Source organism: Caulobacter sp. 602-2, assembly GCF_011043625.1.
Lineage (GTDB): Bacteria > Pseudomonadota > Alphaproteobacteria > Caulobacterales > Caulobacteraceae > Caulobacter.
The window spans coordinates 268,987-293,061 of sequence record NZ_JAAKGT010000001.1; the positions used below are offsets into that span (position 1 = coordinate 268,987).

Annotated in this window: 23 protein-coding genes and 2 tRNA genes; 16 read left to right on the forward strand and 9 right to left on the reverse strand. The window is 69.4% G+C overall.

Going from position 1 to position 24,075, the window contains the following annotated elements:
• The first annotated feature begins 20 nt into the window (after positions 1-20).
• From tmk to G5B46_RS01205, 4 genes are read left to right on the forward strand one after another with little or no spacing between them, the layout of a single operon-like run.
• Entirely contained in the window at positions 21-650 is a 630-nt protein-coding gene (gene tmk / locus G5B46_RS01190; protein ID WP_165255356.1) for a dTMP kinase, read from the forward strand.
• Positions 647-1,654, forward strand: coding sequence for a DNA polymerase III subunit delta' (locus G5B46_RS01195; RefSeq protein WP_165255358.1), 1,008 nt, complete (start codon positions 647-649; stop codon positions 1,652-1,654). Before tmk ends, G5B46_RS01195 begins: the two co-directional genes overlap by 4 nt.
• A 4-nt stretch (positions 1,655-1,658) precedes the next feature.
• Positions 1,659-2,438, forward strand: coding sequence for a TatD family hydrolase (locus G5B46_RS01200; protein ID WP_165255360.1), 780 nt, complete (start codon positions 1,659-1,661; stop codon positions 2,436-2,438).
• Positions 2,435-3,250, forward strand: a complete 816-nt coding sequence (locus tag G5B46_RS01205) for an MBL fold metallo-hydrolase (RefSeq protein ID WP_165255362.1) — start codon at positions 2,435-2,437, stop codon at positions 3,248-3,250. Before G5B46_RS01200 ends, G5B46_RS01205 begins: the two co-directional genes overlap by 4 nt.
• 5 nt (positions 3,251-3,255) lie before the next feature.
• On the opposite strand, the gene G5B46_RS01210 is transcribed toward G5B46_RS01205, so the two are convergent.
• Positions 3,256-3,741 (reverse strand): hypothetical protein, encoded by a 486-nt coding sequence (locus G5B46_RS01210; protein ID WP_165255363.1) that lies wholly within the window; start codon positions 3,739-3,741, stop codon positions 3,256-3,258.
• 233 nt (positions 3,742-3,974) lie between these two features.
• Between G5B46_RS01210 and G5B46_RS01215 the strand changes: the two genes are divergently transcribed.
• Positions 3,975-4,751, forward strand: a complete 777-nt coding sequence (locus tag G5B46_RS01215; protein ID WP_165255364.1) for a hypothetical protein — start codon at positions 3,975-3,977, stop codon at positions 4,749-4,751.
• Positions 4,752-4,755: 4 nt separating this feature from the next.
• Here G5B46_RS01215 and G5B46_RS01220 read toward each other — a convergent pair whose 3' ends face one another.
• On the reverse strand, positions 4,756-5,166 hold the full coding sequence (locus G5B46_RS01220; protein ID WP_240903284.1) for a hypothetical protein: 411 nt from the start codon (positions 5,164-5,166) through the stop codon (positions 4,756-4,758).
• A gap of 298 nt (positions 5,167-5,464) precedes the next feature.
• Between G5B46_RS01220 and G5B46_RS01225 the strand changes: the two genes are divergently transcribed.
• The 3 genes from G5B46_RS01225 to G5B46_RS01235 all read left to right on the forward strand — a co-directional run bounded on the left by G5B46_RS01225 (position 5,465) and on the right by G5B46_RS01235 (position 6,377).
• Positions 5,465-5,539, forward strand: a tRNA-Asn gene (locus tag G5B46_RS01225).
• 143 nt (positions 5,540-5,682) lie between these two features.
• Positions 5,683-5,757: transfer RNA gene (locus tag G5B46_RS01230), tRNA-Asn, on the forward strand.
• Positions 5,758-5,900: 143 nt separating this feature from the next.
• The gene (locus tag G5B46_RS01235; protein ID WP_165255367.1) at positions 5,901-6,377 is read left to right on the forward strand and encodes a hypothetical protein; all 477 of its coding nucleotides are present in this window, start codon (positions 5,901-5,903) and stop codon (positions 6,375-6,377) included.
• On the opposite strand, the gene G5B46_RS01240 is transcribed toward G5B46_RS01235, so the two are convergent.
• A complete protein-coding gene (locus G5B46_RS01240; protein ID WP_165255369.1) occupies positions 6,344-6,775 on the reverse strand; it encodes a hypothetical protein in 432 nt (143 codons plus the stop codon). The two genes, G5B46_RS01235 and G5B46_RS01240, sit on opposite strands and share 34 nt — an antisense overlap.
• Positions 6,776-6,950: 175 nt before the next feature.
• On the opposite strand from G5B46_RS01240, the gene G5B46_RS01245 reads away from it, so the two are divergent.
• The 6 genes from G5B46_RS01245 (at position 6,951) to G5B46_RS01270 (ending at position 15,224) form a co-directional block, all read left to right on the forward strand.
• Positions 6,951-7,280, forward strand: coding sequence for a hypothetical protein (locus G5B46_RS01245; RefSeq protein WP_165255370.1), 330 nt, complete (start codon positions 6,951-6,953; stop codon positions 7,278-7,280).
• A gap of 98 nt (positions 7,281-7,378) precedes the next feature.
• Entirely contained in the window at positions 7,379-7,951 is a 573-nt protein-coding gene (locus tag G5B46_RS01250; RefSeq protein ID WP_165255372.1) for a protein-L-isoaspartate O-methyltransferase, read from the forward strand.
• Between the two features lie 236 nt (positions 7,952-8,187).
• Positions 8,188-9,657: a TolC family outer membrane protein gene (locus G5B46_RS01255; RefSeq protein ID WP_165255373.1), complete on the forward strand. Its 1,470-nt coding sequence runs from the start codon at positions 8,188-8,190 to the stop codon at positions 9,655-9,657.
• Between the two features lie 136 nt (positions 9,658-9,793).
• Positions 9,794-10,336, forward strand: a complete 543-nt coding sequence (locus tag G5B46_RS01260) for a DUF2497 domain-containing protein (protein WP_116489658.1) — start codon at positions 9,794-9,796, stop codon at positions 10,334-10,336.
• Positions 10,337-10,485: 149 nt separating this feature from the next.
• Positions 10,486-13,209 carry a valine--tRNA ligase gene (locus G5B46_RS01265; protein WP_165255375.1) on the forward strand — a complete coding sequence of 908 codons (2,724 nt, stop codon included), beginning with the start codon at positions 10,486-10,488 and terminating at the stop codon, positions 13,207-13,209.
• Between the two features lie 257 nt (positions 13,210-13,466).
• Positions 13,467-15,224, forward strand: coding sequence for a class I adenylate-forming enzyme family protein (locus G5B46_RS01270; RefSeq protein WP_165255376.1), 1,758 nt, complete (start codon positions 13,467-13,469; stop codon positions 15,222-15,224).
• 908 nt (positions 15,225-16,132) lie between these two features.
• On the opposite strand, the gene recG is transcribed toward G5B46_RS01270, so the two are convergent.
• The gene (gene recG, locus G5B46_RS01275; protein ID WP_165256464.1) at positions 16,133-18,223 is read right to left on the reverse strand and encodes an ATP-dependent DNA helicase RecG; all 2,091 of its coding nucleotides are present in this window, start codon (positions 18,221-18,223) and stop codon (positions 16,133-16,135) included.
• A gap of 100 nt (positions 18,224-18,323) precedes the next feature.
• On the opposite strand from recG, the gene G5B46_RS01280 reads away from it, so the two are divergent.
• Positions 18,324-19,052 carry an alpha/beta fold hydrolase gene (locus tag G5B46_RS01280; RefSeq protein ID WP_165255378.1) on the forward strand — a complete coding sequence of 243 codons (729 nt, stop codon included), beginning with the start codon at positions 18,324-18,326 and terminating at the stop codon, positions 19,050-19,052.
• On the opposite strand, the gene G5B46_RS01285 is transcribed toward G5B46_RS01280, so the two are convergent.
• The 5 genes from G5B46_RS01285 to tcyJ form a co-directional block, all read right to left on the reverse strand.
• On the reverse strand, positions 19,049-19,717 hold the full coding sequence (locus G5B46_RS01285) for a hypothetical protein (RefSeq protein ID WP_165255380.1): 669 nt from the start codon (positions 19,715-19,717) through the stop codon (positions 19,049-19,051). The genes G5B46_RS01280 and G5B46_RS01285 overlap by 4 nt on opposite strands.
• Positions 19,718-19,825: 108 nt before the next feature.
• Positions 19,826-20,137 (reverse strand): hypothetical protein, encoded by a 312-nt coding sequence (locus tag G5B46_RS01290; RefSeq protein WP_165255382.1) that lies wholly within the window; start codon positions 20,135-20,137, stop codon positions 19,826-19,828.
• Positions 20,138-20,200: 63 nt separating this feature from the next.
• Positions 20,201-20,941 carry an amino acid ABC transporter ATP-binding protein gene (locus G5B46_RS01295; protein ID WP_165255384.1) on the reverse strand — a complete coding sequence of 247 codons (741 nt, stop codon included), beginning with the start codon at positions 20,939-20,941 and terminating at the stop codon, positions 20,201-20,203.
• Positions 20,938-21,591 (reverse strand): cystine ABC transporter permease, encoded by a 654-nt coding sequence (tcyL, locus tag G5B46_RS01300; protein ID WP_165255386.1) that lies wholly within the window; start codon positions 21,589-21,591, stop codon positions 20,938-20,940. The genes G5B46_RS01295 and tcyL overlap by 4 nt, the downstream gene beginning before the upstream one ends.
• Before the next feature lie 3 nt (positions 21,592-21,594).
• Positions 21,595-22,392: a cystine ABC transporter substrate-binding protein gene (gene tcyJ, locus G5B46_RS01305; RefSeq protein WP_165255388.1), complete on the reverse strand. Its 798-nt coding sequence runs from the start codon at positions 22,390-22,392 to the stop codon at positions 21,595-21,597.
• A gap of 170 nt (positions 22,393-22,562) precedes the next feature.
• Here tcyJ and G5B46_RS01310 point away from each other — a divergent pair, with 170 nt between their 5' ends.
• A complete protein-coding gene (locus tag G5B46_RS01310; RefSeq protein WP_165255390.1) occupies positions 22,563-24,035 on the forward strand; it encodes a M48 family metallopeptidase in 1,473 nt (490 codons plus the stop codon).
• Positions 24,036-24,075 lie beyond the last annotated feature (40 nt).

Genomic DNA, 24,075 nt, shown 5'->3' on the forward strand with positions numbered 1-24,075 from the left:
TTCCAGCCGATTTGAGGCCGATGGCCAGCGGAACGTTCATCAGCTTCGAAGGCGGCGAGGGCGCCGGCAAGTCGACCCAGGTGCGCCTTCTGGCGCAGCGCCTGGAGGCGCTCGGTCGCGAGGTCGTGCTCACCCGCGAGCCGGGCGGCAGCCCTGGCGGCGAGGCGATCCGCGAGCTGCTGGTGCACGGGGCGGCCGATCGCTGGTCGCCGGTCACCGAGACTCTTCTGATGTACGCCGCCCGCCGCGACCACGTGGAGCGGGTGATCCGTCCGGCCCTGGCGCGCGGGGCGGTGGTCGTCTGCGACCGCTTCGCCGATTCGACGCGGGCCTATCAGGGCGCCGGCGGCGACGCGCCCGCCTCGCTGATCGCCAGCCTGGAGCAGCACGTGCTGGGCGCCACGATCCCGGCCCTGACCCTGGTGTTCGACCTGCCCGCGACGGTCGGCCTGGAGCGCGCCAACGCCCGCGGCGGCGCCGCCCGTTTCGAATCCAAGGGCCTGGATTTCCACGAGCGCCTGCGCGCCGGCTTCCTTGAGATCGCCCGGCGCGAGCCCGAGCGCTGCGCGGTGATCGACGCCACCGCCTCGATCGACGAGGTCTCGCAGGCCGTCTGGGGCGCCGTCAGCGAACGGCTGGACCTGGCATGAGCGACGCCCCTCCGCACCCGCGCGACGTCTTCTCGCTGGACGGCCAGGAAAAGGCCGAGCTGTCGTTCCTCGACGCCCTGGGCCGGGGGAGGTTGCACCACGCCTGGCTGCTGACCGGCCCCGAGGGCGTGGGCAAGGCCACGCTGGCCTACCGCATGGCCCGCCGGCTGCTGGGCGCGCGCGAGGACAAGTCGTTCGGCGTGCTGGGCTCGGCCCCGTCCGACTTCGTCAGCCGCCAAGTCGCCGCCCGCTCGCATCCCGACCTGATGGTGCTGGAGCGCGCCACCGACGACGGCAAGGCCCGCAAGTCGATCCCCGTCGACGAGGCCCGCCTGCTGCCCGGCTTCTTCGCCAACTCGCCGGCGACCTCACCCTATCGGGTGGCGATCATCGACGCCGCCGACGACCTCAACGTCAACGCCGCCAACGCGGTGCTCAAGACGCTGGAGGAGCCGCCGCCGCGCGGGGTGATCCTCCTGATCAGCCATTCGCCCGGCAAGCTCCTGCCGACGATCCGCTCGCGCTGCCGGCGCCTGGCCGTGCCCGCGCCCGGCGTCGAGCGCGCCGCCGACATGGTCGAGCACCGACTGGGCCTCGACCGCCGCCAGGCCGAGCGGCTGGGCCGCATGGCCCACGGCGCGCCCGGCAAGGCCCTGCAGCTGGCCGCCGCCAAGGCGCTGGAGGCCGACGACACCGCCGGCGAGATCCTGCGCAAGCTGCCCGAGATCGACGAGGCCGCGCTGCTGGCGCTGGCCGACACCTTCAAGGGCGCCGAGGGCCAGGCCCGCTTCGAGCTCCTGTTCGAGCGCCTGGCCGACCAGATCCACGCCATGGCCACGGGCATGGCCGGCGATCGCACGCCGTCGGGTCTCGACCGCTGGGCCGCCGCCTGGGAGCGCCTGGTGCGCTGGCCGATCGAGGCCGAGGCGGTGAACCTCGACCGCGCAGACGTGTTCTGGACGGCGATTGCGGACTTGCGCGCCGCGGCGAAGGCCTCCATCTGACCGCATGCTCATCGACAGCCACGTAAACCTGCACGCGCCCCAGTTCGCCGAGGACCGCGACGCGGTCATCGCCCGCGCCCGCGAAGCCGGCATCGAAATGATGCTGACCATCTGCGACAAGATCCCCAACTTCCCGGCCGTCCACGCCATCGCGATGGCCGAGAGCGACATCTGGTGCACGGTCGGCGCCCACCCGCACGAGGCCAAGGATCACACCGACCTGACGACCGCCCGCCTGGTCGAGCTGGCCGGCAAGCCCAAGGTCGTCGGCATCGGCGAGACGGGGCTGGATTTCCACTACGACCTGTCGCCGCGCGAGGTTCAGGCCGCCGTGTTCCGAGAGCATGTCGCCGCCGCCCGCGAGACGGGCCTGCCGCTGGTGGTCCACACCCGTGAGGCCGACGACGTCATGGGCCAGATCCTGGAGGAGGAGCACGCCAAGGGCGCCTTCAAGATCCTGATGCACTGCTACACCAGCGGCGCCGATCTCGCCCGCCGGGCCGCCGCCCTGGGCGCCTGGTTCTCGGTCTCCGGCATCGCCACCTTCAAGCAGGCCGAGGACGTGCGCGCGGTGATCCGCGACATGCCGGCCGAGCGCATCATCGTCGAGACCGACTGCCCGTACCTGGCTCCCGTGCCCATGCGCGGCCGCCGCTGCGAGCCGGCCCACCTGCCGCACATCGTCGACAAGCTGGCCGAGATCCGCGGCTGGACCCGCGCCGACGCCGAAAAGCGCTCGGAAGACGCCTTCTTCGCCCTGTTCGACGCGATACCGCGTCCATGACCGGCGGCCGGCTCGAGTTCACCATCCTCGGCAGCGGCTCCTCGGGAGGGGTGCCGCGCGCCGACGGCAATTGGGGCGACTGCGATCCGGCCGAACCTAAGAACCATCGCTCGCGCTGCTCGATGCTCGTGCGGCGGCTGTCGGGCGGCGATCCGCGCGGCGACACCACCGTGCTGGTCGACACCTCGCCGGACCTGCGCCTGCAGACGGCGCGGGCCGGGGCGGGGCGCATCGACGCGGTCCTCTTCACCCACGACCATGCCGACCAGGCACACGGCATCGACGACGTGCGCCCGTTCTTCCTCAATCACCGCTTCCGCATTCCGACCTACATGGACGCGGCCACGCATGACGGCCTGCTGACCCGCTTTTCCTACGTCTTCGAGACCAAGGGCGGCTATCCGGCCATCTGCGATGCGCGCCATCTGCCGCCGCACGGCCAGGCCTGGGGCGTCGAGGGGCCCAGCGGACAAATCCCGGTCGTCAGCTTCGACGTCGATCACGGCGAGATTCGCGCGGCCGGCTTCCGCTTCGGCGGCGTCGCCTACGCCCCCGACGTGCTGCAGATTCCCGAAGAGAGCTGGCCGGTGCTGGCCGACCTCGACGTGCTGATCGTCGACGCCCTGCGCTGGGCCCCGCATCCCACCCACGCCAATGTCGAGCGGGCGCTGTCCTGGATCGAGCGGGCGAGGCCCCGGCGCGCGATCCTCACCAACCTGCACATCGACCTCGACTACAACGCTCTGGCGGCCAGGCTGCCGCCGGGCGTCGAGCCGGCCTACGACAACATGCGCTTCGAGGTCGCGATCTAGCGCTGCTAGTGCAGCGTCGCCGTCGATACGGGCGGGGCGTGGTCGACCGGCTCGCCCATGCGCACGGGCAGGGGCGCGCCGTCCAGGGCCAGGGCGTGGTTGAGCGCGCGAACCAGCACGGCGGCCACGTCGGGCCGCGCCACCAGCGGCGACAGCAGGCGCGAGGCCAGGCCCGGCGCGGCGGCGGCCAGGCCGCAGGCCGTCACCAGCCTCTGTTCGTCGATGGCGTAGCCGGCGCAGTGCGGGCACTGGATCTGCAGCGGCCGCACGAGTTCGCCCTCGACCAGCATCATGGTCTGCAGGAACAGCGAGGCCGTGCGCGGGGAGGCGGCGCGGGCGAAGGCCGCGCGGATGGTGGTGTCGGCCGGCTGACCCTGCAGGCGCAGCGCCGCCCAGGTGCGCAGTCCCCAGAGCAGCAGCCGCTCGCCGCGCGCCAGGCCTTCGGGGCCGGTGTCTTCGAAATCGAGATCCAATCCGCAGGCGCAGCTCATCAGGGGGCTCCAGGCGGGAAAAGGCGTCCGGCGGAGGGGAGCCCCGCCGGACGCAGTCGATGTGGGTGAGGGGAGGAAACCCGACATCGGATTTGAGAATTGATCGCAACAAGGTCTAGGTCGCTCGTTGTTGCGAGTCAATCGCATAAAATCATATACACTCTATGCGAGCATATGTGCTTCTATCGCCGCCTTGCGGTCGTGTTGGGGGTGGCATGGCGGGGCGATCGACGATGCTCGCGTGGGCGGCTTGCGCCGTCCTGGCGGCGGTGGCCGGGCAGGCCCGGGCCGCGGCCTGGACCCAGCCCAAGGGCGGCAAGGAGTTCATCGTCAGCCTGCATCGGCAGGACAGCACGCACGGCTTCGATCTGCAGGGCGAGGCGGTCGACATCGTCGACTATCGCAAGACCGAGTTGCAGGGCTTCGCCGAGTACGGCCTGTCGGACAAGCTGACCATCAGGGCCCAGGCGTCTGTCCGCCGGCTGCGTACGCGCAACGCCCGCGACACCGAGCCTGGTCATGTGGAGCTGGCCGCGCGCTATCGCATGCTGGCGGGCGAGACGTGGGTGCTGTCGAGCGAGAGCGCGGTGCGGCTGCCCGGCGGCGACGGGGATCCCGGCGCGGCCCAGCGCGGATCCGCCAAGGCCGAGTACGACAGTCGCGTGCTGCTTGGAAAAAGCTGGAGGACGGCCGATCGGCCCGTCTTCCTCGACCTGCAGGCCGGCCTGCGCCGCCGGGACGGCGAAGCGCCCGACGAGCGGCGGCTGGAGGTCACGCTGGGCGGTCGTCCGACCAGCCGACTGATGCTGCTGGCCCAGGTGTTCGACGTCTCGTCGCTGGGGGCCGGGCAGGGGGTCTTCGAGGCCTATCGCTACAGGAACCTGCAGTTCACCGCCGTCTACGAGCTGCCGGCCGGATGGTCTGTGCAGGCCGGGGCGGTCGGCACCGCCTCGGGCCGCAACGCCCTGCGCGAACGCGGCGGCGTCGTCGCCCTGTGGCGGCGCTTCTGAGGTTTCAGGACGGGACGCGCCGCGCCAGTTCCTCCAGGCGGCGGGCCGGGGCGTCGGAGATCGCCGCCCACAGCAGCCGGGCCAGTTCCAGGCGATAGACGGCCGCATAGCCGGCCGTGAACGGCGAGGCGGCGCTGCCGGGCGGCTCGGCCGCCTTGGCGTTGGCCAGGTCGCGCCTTGTCAGCACCAGTTCGCGGGGAATCGGCACGTCGCCATTGCCGGCGGCCACCCACCGATCGGCCTCGACCGCGGCGAAGGCGGCCGCCTGCACCAGGGCGCGCGCGCCGCGCACGTCGCCGACCGCTCCGGTCATCACCGTCGATCCCGCCGCCGGGTCGCGGGTCACCTTGAAGTCGAGGCTGGCCACGCCACGCTGCAGCGTGACGGACCACTGGTCGTCGGGTGTGTTCATCATGAACGCTTTAGCGACCGAGTCGCCCGGCGGGAAGGGAGCGGCGTATCGCCGTTACACATTGCCGCGACCGTCTGTCCGGTCAGGATGCGCAGACTGCGACCTTTTGGCAGGTCCGTCTGAAATTAGGATCTGGTTAACCATGATTGGCGAGCCTGTGGACGTCTTCTTTTGAAGGCGCCCCACCATCACTCAACTTTTCACAGCCCGGCTTTCTGGCCGGGCTGTTTTTTTGTCAGAAGGCGCTTGCGCCGAGTCAGTCGGGCGGCTATCAACCGCGCCTCGACAGAGAGCGACCTGTTCCGCGGTAGCTCAGTGGTAGAGCAGCCGGCTGTTAACCGGCTGGTCGTAGGTTCGAATCCTACCCGCGGAGCCACTCTTCCTTCGATGTTTTCGAAGCGTCGCCGGCGAGAATTCCTCCACAAGAACATCAGCTTTCGTCCGAATGCGACGTTCATGCGTCTTGCGCCGAGTCAGTTCGGCGGCTATCAACCGGCTCCTCGACAGAGAGCGACCTGTTCCGCGGTAGCTCAGTGGTAGAGCAGCCGGCTGTTAACCGGCTGGTCGTAGGTTCGAATCCTACCCGCGGAGCCACTCTCTAGCTTTCGGCCTGGCCGAAATTGGCCGAGCTCTTCCTCCTCATTTCATCTGTGCTTGCCGCGCCGGCGGCGCCATGCTCACGCGCGATGCGCCATGCCTCGTCGCATCGCCGGTGTTCTTTGCTCGGGAGATGTGGCGTGGGCCAATCGCGGTGGCGCGGCCTGCTGAAGGCGTCGTCGGGCGCGGTGCTGGCGGCCTGCTGGAGCGGCGGCGGTTTCCTGATCCTGACGGCGCTCCTGCTCGTGTCCGACGGCGGCGCCGTTCGGCTGGCCCTGGATCTGTTCCTGGGGGCGCTGACCGGGATCGTCATGCTGCCGCTCAGCCTGCTCTTCGGCGGCGTCCCGGCGACGCTGGCCGTGCTGCTGATCGGGATTCCATTTCACCTGTGGGCCGTGCGGCTGGGGTGGGGGCGAGGCGCCTACGTCGGCCGGAGCGGCCACGGGATTGGGCGTCTCCTGGTTCTCATCGGCGATCGCGCCCGACGAGGCGTTCGGCGTTTCGATCGGATGGGCGTGGCTTGTCGTGTGCGGGCTGGCGGGCGTCGTCGGCGGCTGGCGCTTCCACGCGCTCGCCGCCGCGCCTACGACCCGATCAGCTTCTGCAGTTCCCGGTAGTAGGTCTCGGTGTACTGGTGCTGGCGATCCAGGGCCTCCAGCATCCCCGGGCGGGTGAACACCTCGGCGGGAATCGTCACGCCCTTGCGGCCGTGGCGCACGCACAGGCCGTCGGCGATCAGCGCGCCCACATGGCGACGCACCGTCTCGGCCGGCATGGCCAGCGAGTCGGCGACCTGCACCACGGTGACCGGCCGGCGCTGGGCGTCCTTGGCCAGTTCGTCCTTGGCGTCGAAGCCGGCGTTGGGGCGGATGTGGGCCACATTGGCCACCCAGATGGTCGTGAAGACGATGGCGCGCACGGGATCGTCGGCGTGCAGGCCCTTGGCCACGTCCAGCGAACGCAGGAAATAGCCCGCCGATAGGCGGATGACCGCGCGCCGAACATCCGTGCTCATGCCTGCTCCCAAAGAAAGCCGCTCGGTGCAGGCTGAGGCCGAGTCGTCTCTGTGAGAAAATTCACCATGTCCCCATTTTGGGGACAGTGTGCTTTTCGAGGAGGCGCCGCGCCGCGATTTGCGCCATACGGGCCGCCGATTCAGGGGAAGGCGGACGCGGGGGGCGCGTTGGGGCATGAGTGACATCGAAGCCAAATTGCGAGAAGCGGCGGCCGCCGTTGGCGTGGCCGAGCGGATCGAGGCGCTTCTGAAAAGCGTCGAAGAGGCCATCGAGGCCTATCCGGACGACGCCGATCCTCGCTATCTGACCCGCCTCATCGACCAGCGCACGGCCTTGCTGGATCCCGATCTGCCGCTGATCGCGCGCATCGCCGTGCAGCTTTGCGAGAACGACGCCGCGCGCGCCGCGGTGCTGGGTCCGCCGCTGGCCACGGCCGCCACTGTCTGCCCGCTGATGAAGCCGGCGGTGAATCAGTTGCGCCGTCTGCTCGGCGAGACGGCCTGAGTCGGGAAAATCCTCGGCGCGATTGGTTGCACGGGCCTGATTGCCTTCCGGCGAGGCCCGGACCTATAAGCCTCTCGAACTGCTGTCCGAGGAAGTCCATGAGCTCCGATTTCGCGGCTGCCCGCCTGAACATGGTGGAAAGCCAGATCCGCACCGCCGACGTGACCGACCTGCCGTTGCAGGACGCCCTGCGGGTGGTTCCGCGCGAGAACCTCGTGCCCGCCGGCAAGGCCTATCTGGCCTATGCCGACGCCGAGGTCGAATACGCTCCGGGCCGCACGCTGATGCGCCCGCGCGACATCGGCAAGCTGCTGCAGAACCTCAAGCCGCGCGCCGGCGAGAAGGCCCTGGCCATCGCCGCGCCCTACGCGGCCGTGGTGCTCGAGACCATGGGCCTTTCGGTCACCCGCCTCGACGGCGACGACCTGACCGCCGTGCAGGGCGGCGAGTACGACGTGATCGTCTGCGAAGGCGCCGTGCCGAAGGCTCCGGTCTCGTGGACGGGCGCCCTGGCGCTGAACGGTCGCCTGGGCGTCGTCGAGCGCGAGGGTCCGGTCGGTCGCGCCGCGATCTACGCTCGGGCCGAGGACGGTCTGGCCCGTCGCGCGGCTTTCGATTCGACGCCGTCGCTGCTGGCCGGGTTCCCGGTCGAGGCTGGCTTCGCTTTCTGACCTGACGACGGGACGTCCGGGTGCTGAACCCGCTCGGACGCTCTCATAGGTCCCTCAAACTGGCGCCTGCTCACCAGGGTTGGGTATTTCATCCAAGCTTGGCTGGTTCTAGTCTGGGAGCCCTGGTGACAAGCGCGTAAGTCCGCGTGAAAAAAGCTTAACTAGCGATGGTCCACGGTGGGCCTTACAGCGCTTGGGTGTAAAGCGCGGACTTCGCGTGTGTTGGGGAATGAGGGATGTCGAAGAGCCGTCGGGCCGGGTTGCTGGCCGCTGCTTGCTGCATGGGTTTTCTGGCCTCGGCGGCTAGCGCCGAGACCCTGACCGACGCGGTCACCCTGGCCTACCAGACCAATCCCACCATCCAGCAGCAACGCGCCGTGCAGCGCGCCGCCGACGAGGGCGTGGTCCAGGCCAAGACCGGCTTCCGCCCGACGGTGGGGCTGGACGGATCGATCTCGGGGTCGCGCACCGATCTGGCGCACCCCCGCACGACGCTGGTCGGCGGCCAGGTGGTCACCGGCGCCGACGTCACCAAGTCCGCTTCCAGCGGCGCCACGCTGTCGCTGTCGCAGCCGCTCTACACGGGCGGTCAGGCCAGCGCCCGGCTGTCGGCCGCCGAAGCCGACGTCCTGGCCGGTCGCGAAGACCTGCGCGGCGTCGAGCAGGGCGTGCTGGCCAATGTCATCACCGCCTATGTCGACGTGCGCCGCGGCCAGGAAAGCCTGCGCATCGCCCAGGAGAACGTCAGCGTCCTGACCCGCCAGCTGGACGAGTCGAACGCTCGCTTCGAGGTCGGCGAGATCACCCGCACCGACGTGGCCCAGTCGCAGGCCCGCCTGGCCGCCGCCAAGGCCAGCCTGTCGTCTTCGCAGGCCAATCTGGCCGTCGCCCGCGCCAACTACGCCCAGATCGTCGGCCAGAACCCGACCGATCTCGCGCCCGAGCCGTCGCTGGTCGAACTGCTGCCGGCCTCGGTCGAGCAGGCCTTCGACGCCGCCGAGGCGAACAATCCGACGGTCCAGGCCGCCCGCTACAGCGAGCAGGCCGCTTCGGCCCGCGTCGCCCAGGCCAAGTCGGCCTACCTGCCCACCGTCTCGGCCGGGGCCAGCCTCGGCTACTCGGCCAACGAGGTGAATGGCGAGTACAAGCAGTTCGGCGAGTACGACCGCGCGATCAGCGGCTCGATCACCGCCCGGGTGCCGCTGTTCACCGGCGGCCTGAACGCCTCGAACGTCCGCGCCGCCAAGGAACGCGAAAACGCCGCCCGCATCGCCGTCGAAGGCGCCAAGCGCACCGTCGTCCAGCAGGTTTCGGCCGCCTGGAGCACCCTGCTGGCCGCCCGCGCCAACCTCGTCTCCAACGAGGAGCAGGTGAGGGCGACCAAGATCGCCTTCGAGGGCGTGCGCCAGGAGCAGCAGGTGGGCCTGCGCACCACGCTGGACGTGCTGAACGCCCAGCAGGAACTGCGCGCCGCCGAACTGGCCCTGGTCACCGCTCGCCGCGACGAGTACGTGGCCAGCGCCGGCGTTCTGCAGGCCATGGGCGCGCTGGACGTGACCAAGCTGGCGCCCAGCGTCGAGCGCTACGACCCGAAGACCTCCTACGACCGTGTCGTGAATTCGGGTTCGGTGCCGTGGGAGCCGCTCGTGCGCACCCTCGACAAGGTCGCCTCGCCGGCGATCGCGACCTCGTCCGACGGCAAGTAATTCCGTCCAACTTCAGGACGAATCATCGCGGCGCGAATCCTTGGCTTGCTTAAGCCGTGCAAGTCTGCACCATCGGCGGCACGCGTCTTGCGAGGCGCGCAAGGATTCGTAGCCCCTTAATACGGCCCAGCCCATCATGTCCGACCAGAGCTCCCAAGAACCGACGATGGAGGAGATCCTCGCCTCGATCAGGCGGATCATCTCCGAAGACGACGCTCCGGCCGCCGAAGCGGCGCCGCCGCCCGCGCCCGAGCCGGTTCCCGAGCCCGAGCCGGTGATCGAGGACGACGTCCTCGAGCTGACCGATCCGATCGAGCCGCCGGCTCCGGTCGAGACGCTCGGCGACCTCGACCTCTACACCCCGGAACCCGAGCCGGAGCCGGCCTATGAGCCGCCGCCGCCGCCTCCGGAGCCCGCCTACACCCCGCCGCCGGTGTTCAACCGCGACGAAGTGGCCGAGACCCTGGTCGGCGACCACGCTGCCGGCCTGGCCGCCAGCGCCTTCGGCAGCCTGAGCTCGGCCCTGCTGATGCCGGCCAACGGCCGCACGCTGGAAGACGTCGTCCGCGAGCTGCTGCGCCCGCTGCTGAAAGAGTGGCTGGACCAGAACCTGCCGCGCATCGTCGAGAACAAGGTCGAGGAAGAGGTCCACCGGATCTCGCGCGGCCGCGGCGTATGACATCGGCGTCGGGTCGCCCCTAGGCGGCCTTCGACGCCCGGATCTTGAGAAGGCGGTCGCGTTCGCGGCCGCCTTTTCCCGTTCAAATTCCCCGATAATCCCGCCGCCCGGTTTCGCCAGGCGGCGCTAAGTGGCATATCCCCTCCGCCATGCTTGAAAAGACCTTCGATCCCAAAGCCGTCGAACCGCGCCTGTACGAAGCCTGGGAGGCCTCCGGGGCCTTCAAGCCGAGCGAGGATCCGAACGCCGAGCCGTTCGTCATCGTGATCCCGCCGCCGAACGTGACGGGCAGCCTGCACATCGGCCACGCGCTGAACAACACGCTGCAGGACGTGCTGACCCGCTTCCACCGCATGCGCGGCAAGGCCGCCCTGTGGCTGCCGGGCACCGACCACGCGGGCATCGCCACCCAGATGGTGGTCGAGCGCCAACTGGCCGCCGCCGGCAACATCGGCCGCCGCGACATGGGCCGCGAGGCCTTCGTCGACAAGGTCTGGGAATGGAAAGCCGAGAGCGGCGGGGCGATCACCAACCAGCTGCGCCGCCTGGGCGCCAGCTGCGACTGGTCGCGTGAGCGCTTCACCCTCGACGAGGGCCTGTCGTCCGCCGTCCGCAAGGTCTTCGTCCAACTGCACAAGCAGGGCCTGCTGTATCGCGACAAGCGCCTGGTCAACTGGGACCCGCAGTTCCAGACCGCCATCTCCGACCTCGAGGTCGAGCAGAAGGAAGTCGACGGCGCTTACTGGCACTTCGCCTATCCGCTGGCCGACGGCGTCACCTACCAGCACCCCGTCGAGTTCGACGACGAGGGCAAGGCGACCCAATTTGAGACGCGCGACTACATCGTCGTGGCCACCACCCGTCCCGAAACGATGCTGGGCGACACGGGCGTGGCCGTCCATCCGTCGGACGAGCGCTACAAGGATCTGGTCGGCAAGGACGTCGTCCTGCCGATCGTCGGCCGCCGCATCCCGATCGTCGCCGACGACTACGCCGACCCGACCAAGGGCTCGGGCGCGGTGAAGATCACGCCGGCGCACGACTTCAACGACTTCGGCGTCGGCAAGCGCGCCGGCCTGCCGGCGATCAACATCCTGACGCCGGAAGCCAAGCTCAACGACGCCGTGCCGGCCGAGTATGTCGGCATGGACCGCTTCGCCGCGCGCAAGGCCATCGTCGCCCGCGCCGAGGAAGAGGGCTGGCTGAAGGAGATCGAGAAGACCCGCCACATGGTCCCGCACGGCGACCGTTCGGGCGTGGTCATCGAGCCCTACCTGACCGACCAGTGGTACGTCGACGCCTACACCCTGGCCCAGCCGGCCCTGAAGGCCGTCGAGAACGGCGACACCGTCTTCGAGCCGAAGCACTGGGAGAAGACCTACTTCGAGTGGCTGCGCAACATCGAGCCCTGGTGCGTCTCGCGCCAGCTCTGGTGGGGCCACCGCATCCCGGCCTGGTTCGGCCCGGAAGGCTCGATCTTCGTCGAGGAGACCGAAGAAGCCGCCTACGCCGCCGCCCGCGCTCAGTTCGGCGCCGACGTCCAGCTGGTTCAGGACGAAGACGTTCTCGACACCTGGTTCAGCTCGGCCCTGTGGCCGTTCTCGACCCTCGGCTGGCCGGAAAAGACCCCGGACGTGGCGCGCTTCTACCCGACCAGCACCCTGGTCACGGGCTTCGACATCATCTTCTTCTGGGTCGCCCGGATGATGATGATGGGCATCCACTTCATGGACGAAGTCCCGTTCAAGCAGGTGTTCATCAACGCCCTCGTCCGTGACGAGAAGGGCGCCAAGATGAGCAAGTCCAAGGGCAACGTCATCGACCCGCTGGCCCTGATCGACGAGCTGGGCTGCGACGCCGTGCGCTTCACCCTGACGGCGATGTCGGGCCAGGCGCGCGACATCAAGCTGTCCAAGCAGCGCATCGAGGGCTACCGCAACTTCGGCACCAAGCTGTGGAACGCCACGCGCTTCGCCCAGATGAACGGCTGCGTCCGCGTCGAGGGCTTCGACCCCGCGTCGGTGACCCAGCCGCTGAACAAGTGGATCCGCGGCGAGGTCGTCAAGACGCTGGGCGAAGTGACCAAGGCCTTCGAGGCCCCGGCCTTCGACGAGGGCGCCAGCGCGCTCTACCGCTTCATCTGGAACGTCTTCTGCGACTGGTATCTTGAGCTGGCCAAGCCGGTGCTGAACGGCGAGGACGAGGCCGCCAAGGCCGAGACCCGCGCCATGACCGCCTGGGTGCTCGACCAGATCCTGATCCTGCTGCACCCGGTGATGCCGTTCATCACCGAGGAGCTGTGGGACAAGACGGCCGAGGAGGGCGGTCCGGCTCGCCAGAGCATGCTGATCTCGACCCAGTGGCCGGATCTGCCGGAAAGCTGGATCGACGCCGAGGCCGCCGCCGAGATCGGCTGGCTGGTCGACACCGTCGGCGAGATCCGCTCGCTGCGCGCCGAGATGAACGTGCCGCCGTCGGCCAAGCCGGCCCTGGCCGTGGTCGGGGCGGGCGAGGGCACCCTTGGCCGCCTGGAGCGCCAGCGCGACCTGCTGGTCAGCCTGGCTCGCCTGGGCCAGGTCTCGGTCGCCGAGGCCGCGCCCGCCGGCACGGCGCCGGTGGTGATGGGCGAAGCGACGGGCGCGCTCGGCGTGGCCGAGTTCATCGACGTCGCCGCCGAGAAGGCTCGCCTGACCAAGGAGATCGCCGGCCATGTCGGCGAGATCGAGAAGACCGGCAAGAAGCTCGGCAACCCCGACTTCCTGGCCCGCGCCAAGCCCGAGGTCGTCGAGGAAAACCGCGAACGCCTGGCCGAAGCCGAAGCCGCCAAGGCCAAGCTGGAAGCCGCCCTCGGCCGCCTGGCGGCGATGGGCTAACTGCGATCCCTCTCCCCTTGCGGGAGAGGGTGGCCCCGCGGAGCGGGGTCGGGTGAGGGGTCTCTCAGAGCCCGCCGCGCGACCCCTCATCCGTCGGCTGTCGCCGACACCTTCTCCCGCAAGGGGAGAAGGGCGACGGCCAACTAAACATTGTTCCCTTACCGTCCAAACGACCGTTTACATCGGTCGCTTCCGCGTGCTTACTCGACGGAAACGCGCCGCTTGAACGAGCGCGATCGACACCGGGAGAGTAACGTATGACCCAGGCCGCTCACGCGCCTAACCCCGTTCCATGGCCCGCCATGTCGGTGAAACAGGCCTACGCCCTGATCACCGCCCCGGGATCGCCCGCCGAGATGGAGGAGGTCGAGATCCGCGGCGTGCCGACGCGGACCTGGAAGAACCTCCCGCCCACGCTGCGCCATACCCTGCAGGTCGGCCGCACCCACGGCGACAAGATCTACCTCGTCCACGAGGACGAGCGGGTCAGCTTCGAGGCCTTCTATCGCGCGGTGACCGCCTTCGCCGCCGAACTGGAGGCCAAGGGCGTCAGGAAGGGCGACCGGGTCGCCCTGATCATGCGCAACCTGCCCGAATGGCCGGTGGCCTTCTATGCGGGCCTGTCGATCGGCGCGATCATCACCCCGCTGAACGCCTGGTGGACCGGACCCGAGCTGGAGTACGGCCTGACCGACTCCGGCGCCTCGGTGGCGGTGATGGACGTCGAGCGCTTCGAGCGCCTGGCCGAGCACTTCGACAACTGCCCCGATCTCAAGCGCGTCTACGTCTCGCGCAGTAAGGAAGACATCGCCCATCCGTACGTGACGCGGCTGGAAAGCGTGATCGGCTGCCCCAATGACTGGATCAAGCTGGACGAGCGTCCGCTCTCGACCATCGAGCTTGGCCCGGAAGACGACGCGACGATCTTCTACACCTCGGGCACCACGGGTAAGCCCAAGGGCGCGCTGGCCACCCACCGGGCCGTGAACAGCAACATCTTCGCCGCCGCCGCCGCCTCGGCCCGCAGCTTCCTGCGCCGCGGCGAGGCGCCGCCCCAGCCTGATCCCAGCCTGCCGCAGAAGGGCGCGCTGATCTCGGTGCCGTTCTTCCACGCCACCGGCTGTTTCGCGGTGATGAACCCCTCGCTGTTCGGCGGGGCCAAGATGGCCATGATCCGCAAGTGGGATCCCGAAAAGGCCATGCAGCTGATCCAGGACGAGAAGCTGACCCAGATGGGCGGCGTGCCGACCATCGCCTGGCAGATCATCGAGCACCCCAATCGCGACAAGTACGACCTGTCTTCGCTGGAGGCCGTGGCCTATGGCGGCGCGCCCTCGGCCCCGGAACTGGTGCGCAAGATCAAGGAGATCTGGCCGAAATCCTCGCCCGGCAACGGCTGGGGCATGACCGAGACCTCGGCCACCGCGACCTCCAATTCTGCGGAGGACTACGAGAACCGTCCCGAAAGCTGCGGCCCGGCCGTGCCGGTCACCGACCTGAAGATCATGACCCTCGAGGCCCCCTACGAGGAACTGCCGATCGGTTCGGTGGGCGAGCTGTGGTGCAAGGGCCCGCAGGTGGTGAAGGGCTACTGGAACAAGCCCGAGGCCACGGCCCAGACCTTCATCGACGGCTGGGTGCGCACGGGCGATCTGGCCCGCCTGGACGAAGAGGGCTTCTGCTACATCATCGACCGCGCCAAGGACATGCTGATCCGCGGCGGCGAGAACATCTACTGCATCGAGGTCGAGAACGTCCTCTACGACCACCCGGCGGTGATGGACGCCGCCCTCGTCGGCGTCGAGCACAAGACCCTGGGCGAGGAGCCCGCGGCCGTCGTCACCCTGAAACCCGGCGCCAGCGCCACCGAAGACGAACTGCGCGCCTTCGTCGCCGACCGCCTGGCCGCCTTCAAGGTGCCGGTGAAGGTGATCTTCTGGCCCGAGACCCTGCCCAGGAACGCCAACGGCAAGATCCTCAAGACCGAACTGAAGAAGGTGTTCGTCACCGGGTGAGGAGCTTCAGGAACCTTCCCCTGTGGGGGAGGCGGCGCAGAGTGCCGGAGGGGGCCAGCGCCAAGGCCCTAGCCCCCTTCCGTTCAAATCCCCGCTTTCGCGGGGATTGAACGGATTTGGGGATCGGACGGGGATAGAGCCTCGTCCATCCCCCGGCGATTGTCGAAAACTCCTGAACCAATCCAATTACTTCCAACTTTCTCACGGTGTTGGATCAGACGCGCTCGAACCCGCTGCATAATCATTGGGTCCCGTCGCAGGGAGAGGGCGCAAGGATCCGGCCCGAAGCGTGCGACGTGGATGCGATCGAGCGGGGCTGAAGGCGCGGCGTGAGCCGGGCCGGAAGGCTTGAATGAGGATGGGGGACGTAAACCCATCCATCGGGAGCTTGCCTGACTAGGCTCCCGCCCGTCCAAGGGTCCGCGCCGCCATGCACGCCTGGCCGCCAAGAAACGGGGGCGCACTGCATGGGGAAGGGGTAAAAGGCGGAAGAGGCCTGCGCGCCCCGGCCTGAGGAACAACGATCGCGCGGGGCGTTCCAGCTTCGTCGAAACGGTACTTAGAACTCACACATCCGGGCGAGGCCCGGACGCCCCGCGCCCTCTCCATCAACTTCCGTGGTTTCCACGAGAGGCCGAGAAGCCGTGCGTCCTTCGAGGCTCGCCTTCGGCGCGCACCTCAGGATGAGGAATAAGGAGCTATGACCTCCTCATCCTGAGGCGCCCGCGCAGCGGGCCTCGAAGGACGCAAGGCGCCAGCCAAGATCCTCCCCCTGAAGGGGGAGGTGGCCCGAAGGGCCGGAGGGGGAAGCGTTTGATGAGCCGGCAACAGCCACAGACGCCGCAGCAATTCCTTCCCCCGCAGTCGCTTCGCGACAGAGGGGGAGCATCCTTAGACCGGAGGGGGCGTCAGCCCGCGTCGTTCAGGCCCGACGCCGGTTTCCAGTCGAACAGCGCCTGCAGGGTCCGCACGGCCTCGCCGCGCGGCGAGGAAAGGTCGGGGTCGCGGGCCAGGATCAGGCGGGCGTCGTCGGCGGCCACGGCGATCAGGTCGCGGTGGGCGACGGGGTCGGCCAGGCGATAGGCGGGAAAGCCGCTCTGCTTGAGGCCCAGCGGGTCGCCGCCGCCGCGCAGTTCCAGGTCCTTCTCGGCGATCTCGAAGCCGTCGTCGCTGCGCCGCAGGATGTCGAGGCGCTGCTGGGCGACCTCCGACAGCGGCGGGTCGTACAGCAGCACGCAGGAGCTCTCGCGCATGCCCCGGCCCACCCGTCCGCGAAGCTGATGAAGCTGCGCCAGGCCGAAGCGGTCGGCGTGCTCGATGACCATGATGCTGGCGTTGGGCACGTTTACGCCCACCTCGACCACCGTGGTGGCCACCAGCACCCCGACCTCGCCGTCGACGAAGGCCTGCATCACCGCGTCCTTCTCGGCCGCCGGCATCTGGCCGTGCACCAGGCCGACGCGGGGACCGAGGATCTTGCGCAGGTCGGCCGCCCGGTCCTCTGCGGCCCGTAGGTCGACCTTCTCGGACTCCGACACCAGCGGACAGATCCAGAAGGCCTGGGCGCCGCCCTCGATGGCCGCGCGCAGGCGATCGACGATCTCGGGCACGCGCGGCGTCGGCGCGGCGCGGGTGGCCACCGGCGTACGGCCCGGCGGCTTCTCGTCGATGCGCGAGACGTCCAGGTCGCCGAACACGGTCAGTTCCAGCGTCCGCGGGATCGGGGTGGCCGACATGGCCAGCAGGTGCACCCCCCATTCTGCGTCTTTAGGGCCCTTTTCCTGCAGCCGCCGGCGTTCGTTGACGCCGAACCGGTGCTGCTCGTCGATGATGGTCAGGGCCAGGCTCTGGAACGCCACGTCGTCCTGGAAGAGCGCGTGGGTGCCCACGGCCACGGCGGCCGAGCCGTCGGCCAGCTTCTGCAGCTTGGCCGCCCGGGCCGCGCCCTTGTCGCGTCCGGTCAGCAGCACGACCGCCAGGCCCTGGGCCTCCAGCGGCGGAGCGAGGGTCTCGTAATGCTGGCGGGCCAGGATCTCGGTCGGGGCCATCAGGGCCGACTGGAAGCCGGCGCCGGCCGCGTCGGCCATGGCCAGCATGGCCACGACGGTCTTGCCCGAGCCGACGTCGCCCTGCAGCAGGCGGCTCATCCGCTCGCCATGGGCCAGGTCGCCGCGCACCTCCGACAGCGCCCGCACCTGGGCGCCGGTCAGGCGGAAGGGCAGGGCCTTCTCGGCCGCCTCGGCCAGCGGGCCCGAGACGATGCGCGGGCCGGGCTGGGCGCGTTTGCCGGCCTTGCGCTGGGCCAGGGCCAGTTGGTGGGCCAGCAATTCGTCATAGGCCAGGCGTCGCCGCGCCGCCGACATCGGCGAAAGGTCGATCTCGCCCTCGGGCCCGTGCAGCCGCTCGAAGGCCTCGCGCCAGGGCGGCAGGCCCTCGCGGGCCATCCAGGCGGCGTCCTGCCACTCGGGCAGGGGCTGGGCGCGGGAAAGCGCCTCCTGGGCGAACTTGCGGAAGGTGCGCGAGGGCAGGCCGGCGGTGGCGGGATAAACCGGCTCGATCGGCGGGATCTCGTCGATCCGTTCGGCCTCGAGCATATAGTCGGGATGGGCGACCTGGATCTCGGAGCCGAACCGCTCGACCTTGCCGCTGACCGCTCGGTGCGAGCCCACGGGATGCTGGCGTTCCAGGTGCGGGCCGTGGCCCTTGAACCAGACCAGGGTGACAAATCCGGTCTCGTCCCAGCCGCGGATCCGCCAGGGTTGGCCCGACCGCTGCGGCGGCAGATGGGCGTCGATGGTGACGACGAAGGTCGCCACCTGGCCGTCCTGGGCCAGGGCGGCCGTGGTCGCCGTGCGGCGGATCAGGCTCTGGGGCGAGGTGAACAGCACGTCGCGCACGATCGGCCCGGCCAGCTTCTCGACCAGGGGCGCGACGCGGGGCCCGACCCCCTTCAGGGTCGAGATCGCGGCGAACAGGGGAAAGAGCGACTCGGGACGCATCGGCGGGAGGATAGCCAAGCCGGGGTGTTCTCGTCCCGTTCGCCTTGCGCGAATTTGTGGACCGGCCTGACTAACGGCCCGCCTTCACGGAGACTCGCCCATGCCGTTCGCCAGCCATCGCGGCCAGCAGATCCACTACACGGTGGAGGGGACGGGGCCGCACGTGGTGCTGCAGCACGGCCTGTTCATGGACGCCGACAGCTGGCGGGCCAACGGCTTCGTCGCGGCCCTGGCCGATCGCTTCACGGTGGTCTGCGTCGATTCGCTGGGCCATGGCCTCAGCGACAAGCCGGCCGACGCCGCGCTCTACGCCCAGGACCAGCGGGCGGGCGACATCGTGGCGGTGCTCGATGCGCTCGGCGCGGAGAAGGCCCACCTGGTCGGCTACTCGATGGGCGGCTGGATGGCGGTGGGCGTGGCCAGGCATCACCCCGAGCGCCTGGCCTCGCTGGTGATCGGCGGCTGGGACCTGGCGGGCGGGGTGCCCAAGGGGCCGGCCGGACCGATCCGCTTCGACATCTTCTGGGGCTTCAGCCAGCAGGTCGCGCCGGCCCTGGTGCAATGGGTGACGCCCGAAATCCTGCCGGCCATGCAGGCCTGCTTCGAGGCGCTGAACACGCTGGAGGGCGCCGCCGAGGCGGTGCTCGGCGCGGGCGTTCCGGTTCTGCTGTGGGACGGGACGGCCGATCCCTATCACGCGCCGTCCCAGGCCTTCGCGGCGACCCACGGACTGCCGTTCATCTCGACGTCGGGCGACCACCTGCAGGCGATCATGGCCCCCGAGCCGTCGGTGGTCTCCGATATCGCCGCCTTCCTGGCGCGAGCCTAGCTGGCGGGCTTGGCCGGCTCCGGCTGGTCCTTGGCCCGGTTGAAGTAGCCGTAGCAGACCTTCTGGCCCAGCAGGCTCCAGCCGCTTGCGAAGGTGGCGGGCTTGAGTTGCGCCGGCTTGGTCGGCGCGGTGACGTTCGGATAGGTGTTGGTCAGGAACGGCGTCAGTTCGCCCTTCCAGTCGGCCATGTCGGCCGGCGCGGTCAGGGCCGGGCGCGGCGTGTCGAGCACGTAGAACTTCTGGCTGTTCATGCTGTAGCCCGGAAGCTTGATGGCGATGTCGGCCAGGGCAGGGCGCGCGTCCAGCTTGCCCAGGAAGGTCACCTCTCCGGGCTTGACCTCGAACGAGACCGTGCCGCCGTTGAAGCAGTCGTACCAGGTGGCCTGGTGGCTGACGGCGGTCACGGCGTAGACGCCGGGCTTGGCCCGCGAGACCGCGTAGCGCATGGCCGGGCTGGCATAGAGGGTGACGTAGCCCTTGCTCTCGATCCGGGACTGGGCGGGGTCGAAGCTGGCGGCCTCGATCTGGTAGGTCGCCGGGGTGGGAACCAGCTCCATCACCACCAGGCCGTCGGCCGCGTCGGCCGCGAAGAAGACCTTGTCCGGCGCCGTGGTGGCGCAGGCCGAAAGAAACAGGACGCCGACAAGAGCCGCCGCAAGCCGCATTTGAGAATCCCCCGCTATGCGGGTGGATGGGCGCATATGCGCGGCTGGCGGGCAACGGCCAAGTTTGGGGCTCGGCCGGTCACGCTAGACCGGCCGATGAAAGCGCCCTCAGTCTTCCGCTTGCGCGGGGTTGCCCACCGGCGACAGCTCGGCCAGCAGATCGGCCAGCTCGTCGGCGCGCGCGGCGCCCGAAACGTTCAGCCGGATGTAGAGATGCTCGGCGGCGTGCTTCTCGGCCGCCTCGGCGAAACCGCGCGTGGAGTCGTGCAGATTGTTGGCCTCGCCGGCGAACACCACGACGCCTTCGGCGTTCACATAGAGATAGTTGCCGGCGATCGTGGTGCGCGGGTCGCGATCCTCGGCCAGCTTGTAGCGATAGACGGCGCCGGAGGCGCCTTTCAGGTCGATATAGGGTTTCACGAATCCTCGCCTCTAGACACACGCGGCGTAGCCCGGGAGGGGTGCGGGGCGCCAGAGGCTAAATTATGGCTGCAAGCTTCGCAATTTACTGAGAAACCTTCTCGTTCGATCTTCGCGGGGTTCGGCGAACAGCGTCGCCGAGGGGCCTTCCTCGAGGATGCGGCCTTCGTCCATGAAGATCGTCCGGTCCGCGACCTCACGGGCGAAGTCCATCTGGTGGGTGACGATGACCATCGTCCGCTTCTCGGCGGCCAGGTCGCCGATCACCGCCAGCACCTCGCCGACCAGCTCGGGATCCAGCGCCGAAGTCGGCTCGTCGAAGAGGATGACCTCGGGGTCCATCGCCAGGGCCCGGGCGATGGCGCAGCGCTGCTGCTGGCCGCCGGAGAGGGCGCCGGGATAGGCGTCGGCGCGATGGGCCAGCCCCACCTTGGTCAGCAGCTCCAGGGCCCGTTCCCGAGCCTTGGCGGGCGGCTCGCCGCGCACGACGACCGGCGCCTCGGCCACGTTCTCGATCGCAGTCTTGTGCGGGAACAGGTTGAAGTTCTGGAACACGAAGCCGACGCGACCCTTCAGGGCGCGCGCCAGCGGAACCTTGCCGCCGGCCTCGACGCCGGCGATCGACAGGGTTCCGCCGTTCAGCGCCTCCAGGCCGGCGAGGCAGCGCAGCAGGGTGCTTTTGCCCGAGCCGCTGGGGCCGATGACGGCGACGACCTCGCCGGGCGCCACGGTCAGGTCGACGCCGTTCAGCACGGCGGTGTCGCCGAAGCGCTTGGAAAGGTCCCTGGCCTGGATGGCGCTCATCGACGGGCCTCCGCGCGGCGTTCCAGCCAGCCCTGGCCCAGGGCCAGCAGGCTGGAGACGATCCAGTAGATGGCCGCGGCGCTGAGATACATGGCGAAGATCTCGTACGTGCGGGCGGTGATCAGCTGGGCCTGGCGGAACAGTTCGGGCACCTGGATGGTGGCGGCCAGCGAGGTGTCCTTCACCAGGCTGATGAAGCTGTTGGACAGCGGCGCCACGGCGGTGCGCGCGGCCTGGGGCAGGATGATGCGGCGCATGGCCTGGCCGCGAGTGAGGCCCAGCACGGCGGCGGCCTCCCATTGGCCCTTGTCGACGGCGGCGATGGCGCTGCGCAGGATCTCGCCAGCGTACGCCGCCACGTTCAGCGAAAAGCCGATGCCCGCCGCGATTAGCGGCGGCAGCTCCAGGCCCAGTTGCGGGAGGCCGTAATAGATCAGGAACAGCTGCACCAGGAGCGGCGTGCCCCGGAACGCCGAGACATAGACGGCCGCCGGCCAGCGCAGGAGAGGCGACCGCGACAGCCGCATCAGCGCCAGGCCAAAGCCCAGCAGGAGACCCAGGCTCATGCCGATCAGGCTGAGCAGGATGGTGTAGACCGCGCCCTTCAGCAGCAGCGGAGCCGACTGGGCGATGAGCTCGGCGGCGTCCATCGGCTAGACGGTCACGTCCAGGCCGAACCATTTCTGCGAAATGGCCGCCAGGCGCCCGTCGGCCCGCAGCGCGTCGATGGCGCCGTCGACCAGCACCTTCAGCGCCGGGTCGCGCTTCATGACCACGCCCTGGCTCTGCGGGGCGAAGGGCGGACCCGCGGCGACCAGGTCGGGCGCGGTCTTCAGGAAGTCGGCGGCGACCAGGCGGTCGTTCAGCACCGCGTCGATGCGGCCGGCCCGCAGGTCCTGGTACTTGGTCGGGTCGTCGTCATAGGTGCGCACCTCGGCCTTGGGCTGGTTCTGGCGCAGCCACTGCTCGTAGTGGGTGCCAAGGCCGACGCCGACCTTCTTGCCGGCCAGGTCGACGGGACCGGCCACGCCCGTCTTGCCCTTGGGCACGATGATCAGGATGCCCGAGACCGTGTAGGGCTTGGAGAAGTCGTACTTGGCGGCGCGTTCGGGGGTGATGGTGATCTGGTTGATCACGACGTCGGTGCGGCCCGATTCCAGCGCGCCCAGCAGGCCGGCGAACGGCGCGGCGACGAACTCCGGCTTGACCTTCATCTGCTCGGCCAGGGCCTTGGCGAAGTCGACGTCGAAGCCGGTCAGCTGGCCGTCGGCGCCCTGGAAGTTGAACGGCGGATAGGTCCCCTCAAGGCCGATGCGCAGGGTCTTGGTCGCCTCGACCCGCGCCGCGCCGCTGGTTCCGCCGGCCGCGTCCTTGCCGCCGCAGCCGGCCAGGGTCAGCGCGCCGCCGGCCCCCAGGCCCAGCAGGATGTCACGACGGGCGGGGAATCGCATGGCGGGCCTCGAAACGAAGGTCATCGGCCCAGTTCTATACCGCTGCGCAGGGGCCGCCAGGGGCAAGGCTGCGGGATCGCTGTCCGAGCTCCACCTGACGGCGATTTAACCTGACGCGGACGGCCGGCTCTGGCTTGCTGCCGGGCAGCATGCCTTCGGGGGAAGCAAGGATGGCTCAGAGCTTCGATCCGGCCGCGGCCACGGCGGCCTATCTGGCCCAACTGCCGCCGGAGGCGCACGCCCGGGCCGCCGCCTACACGCAGGGCGGCCACTGGCTGCTGCTATGGGGGGCGCTCGTTGCGCTGCTGGTCTCGTTCCTCATCGTGCGCAGCGGCGTGCTGGTCGTGCTGCGGCGCAAGTTCGAGGGGCGGCGCAACCGGCCGCTGCTGGTCAGCTGCTGGATCGGCGGCCTCTACATTGTCATCGACGCCGTCCTCTCGCTGCCCTGGACCATCTACAGCGATTGGTGGCGACCCAGGCAGTACGGCCTGACCAGCCAGGCCTTCACCGGATGGCTGACCGAGGGCGCGATCTCTCTGGCTATCAGCGCGCTGATCGGCGGCCTGTTCTTCGCGGCTCTCTACGCCCTGATCCGCAAGGCGCCGCGCACCTGGTGGCTGTGGAGCGGCGGTCTGACCGCAGCCTTCATCGCCGTCGGCATGCTGCTGGCGCCGCTCTACATCGAGCCGATCTTCAACAAGTACACGCCCGCGCCGGCCGGACCTGTTCGCGATGAGGTCGTGGCGATGGCCAGACAGGTCGGCATGCCGTCCGACAAGATCTTCATCTACGACGGCTCCAGGCAGTCCAACGCCTACACCGCCAACGTCTCGGGCCTGTTCGGCTCGGCCCGGGTAGCGATGAGCGACACGATGTTCAAGAAGGGCGCCGACCTTGCCGAGGTGCGCGGCGTCGTCGGGCACGAGATGGGCCACTACCGGCGCCACCATTCACTATGGATCGCCGGCGTGATGAGCCTGCTGGCGATCCTGGCCTTCTTCCTGGTCGACCGATTGTTCGCCCCGGCCTGCCGGCTGCTGGGCGGCGACCAGGTCCGGGGGCTTTCCGATCCCGCCGGCCTGCCGGTGCTGAGCGCCGTGCTGACCGTGCTGTTCCTTCTGGCCACGCCGATCACCAACAGCCTGATCCGCATCGCCGAGAGCGACGCCGACCGCTACAGCCTCGTGCATTTCAACGAGCCCGACGGCCTGGCCAAGGCGCTGGTCAAGACCATCGAGTACCGTGCGGCCACGCCCGGCCGGCTGGAGGAGATCGTCTTCTATGACCATCCCGCCGTGGGCCGCCGCATCCAGCGGGCCATGGAATGGAAGGCCGCACACCCCAAGCCCGCGCCCAAGGCCGTCTCCGACGCCGCGGCCAGGGCGGCCTTCATCGGGCGGGTCGTGGTCTTTCCGAACATGCCGGTCGGCATGGACGGCATCGCCCTGAGGGCCGACGGAAGCTGGTTCGAACGGCACGATTTCGGCTGGTCCAAGGGCCGCTACGTCGTCGCCGATGGAAATCTGTGTCTGGACGACGAGCGAGGCGCGCGTCGCTGCTACGCCATCGCCCGCACGGAGACCGAATGGACGCTGGCGCTGAAGGGGGCGGCGCCGGTTCCGGTCAAGCTTGAGGCGATCTGACGACAAGCCTTCGCAGTGATCCGACCGGAGCCCCGCGCGT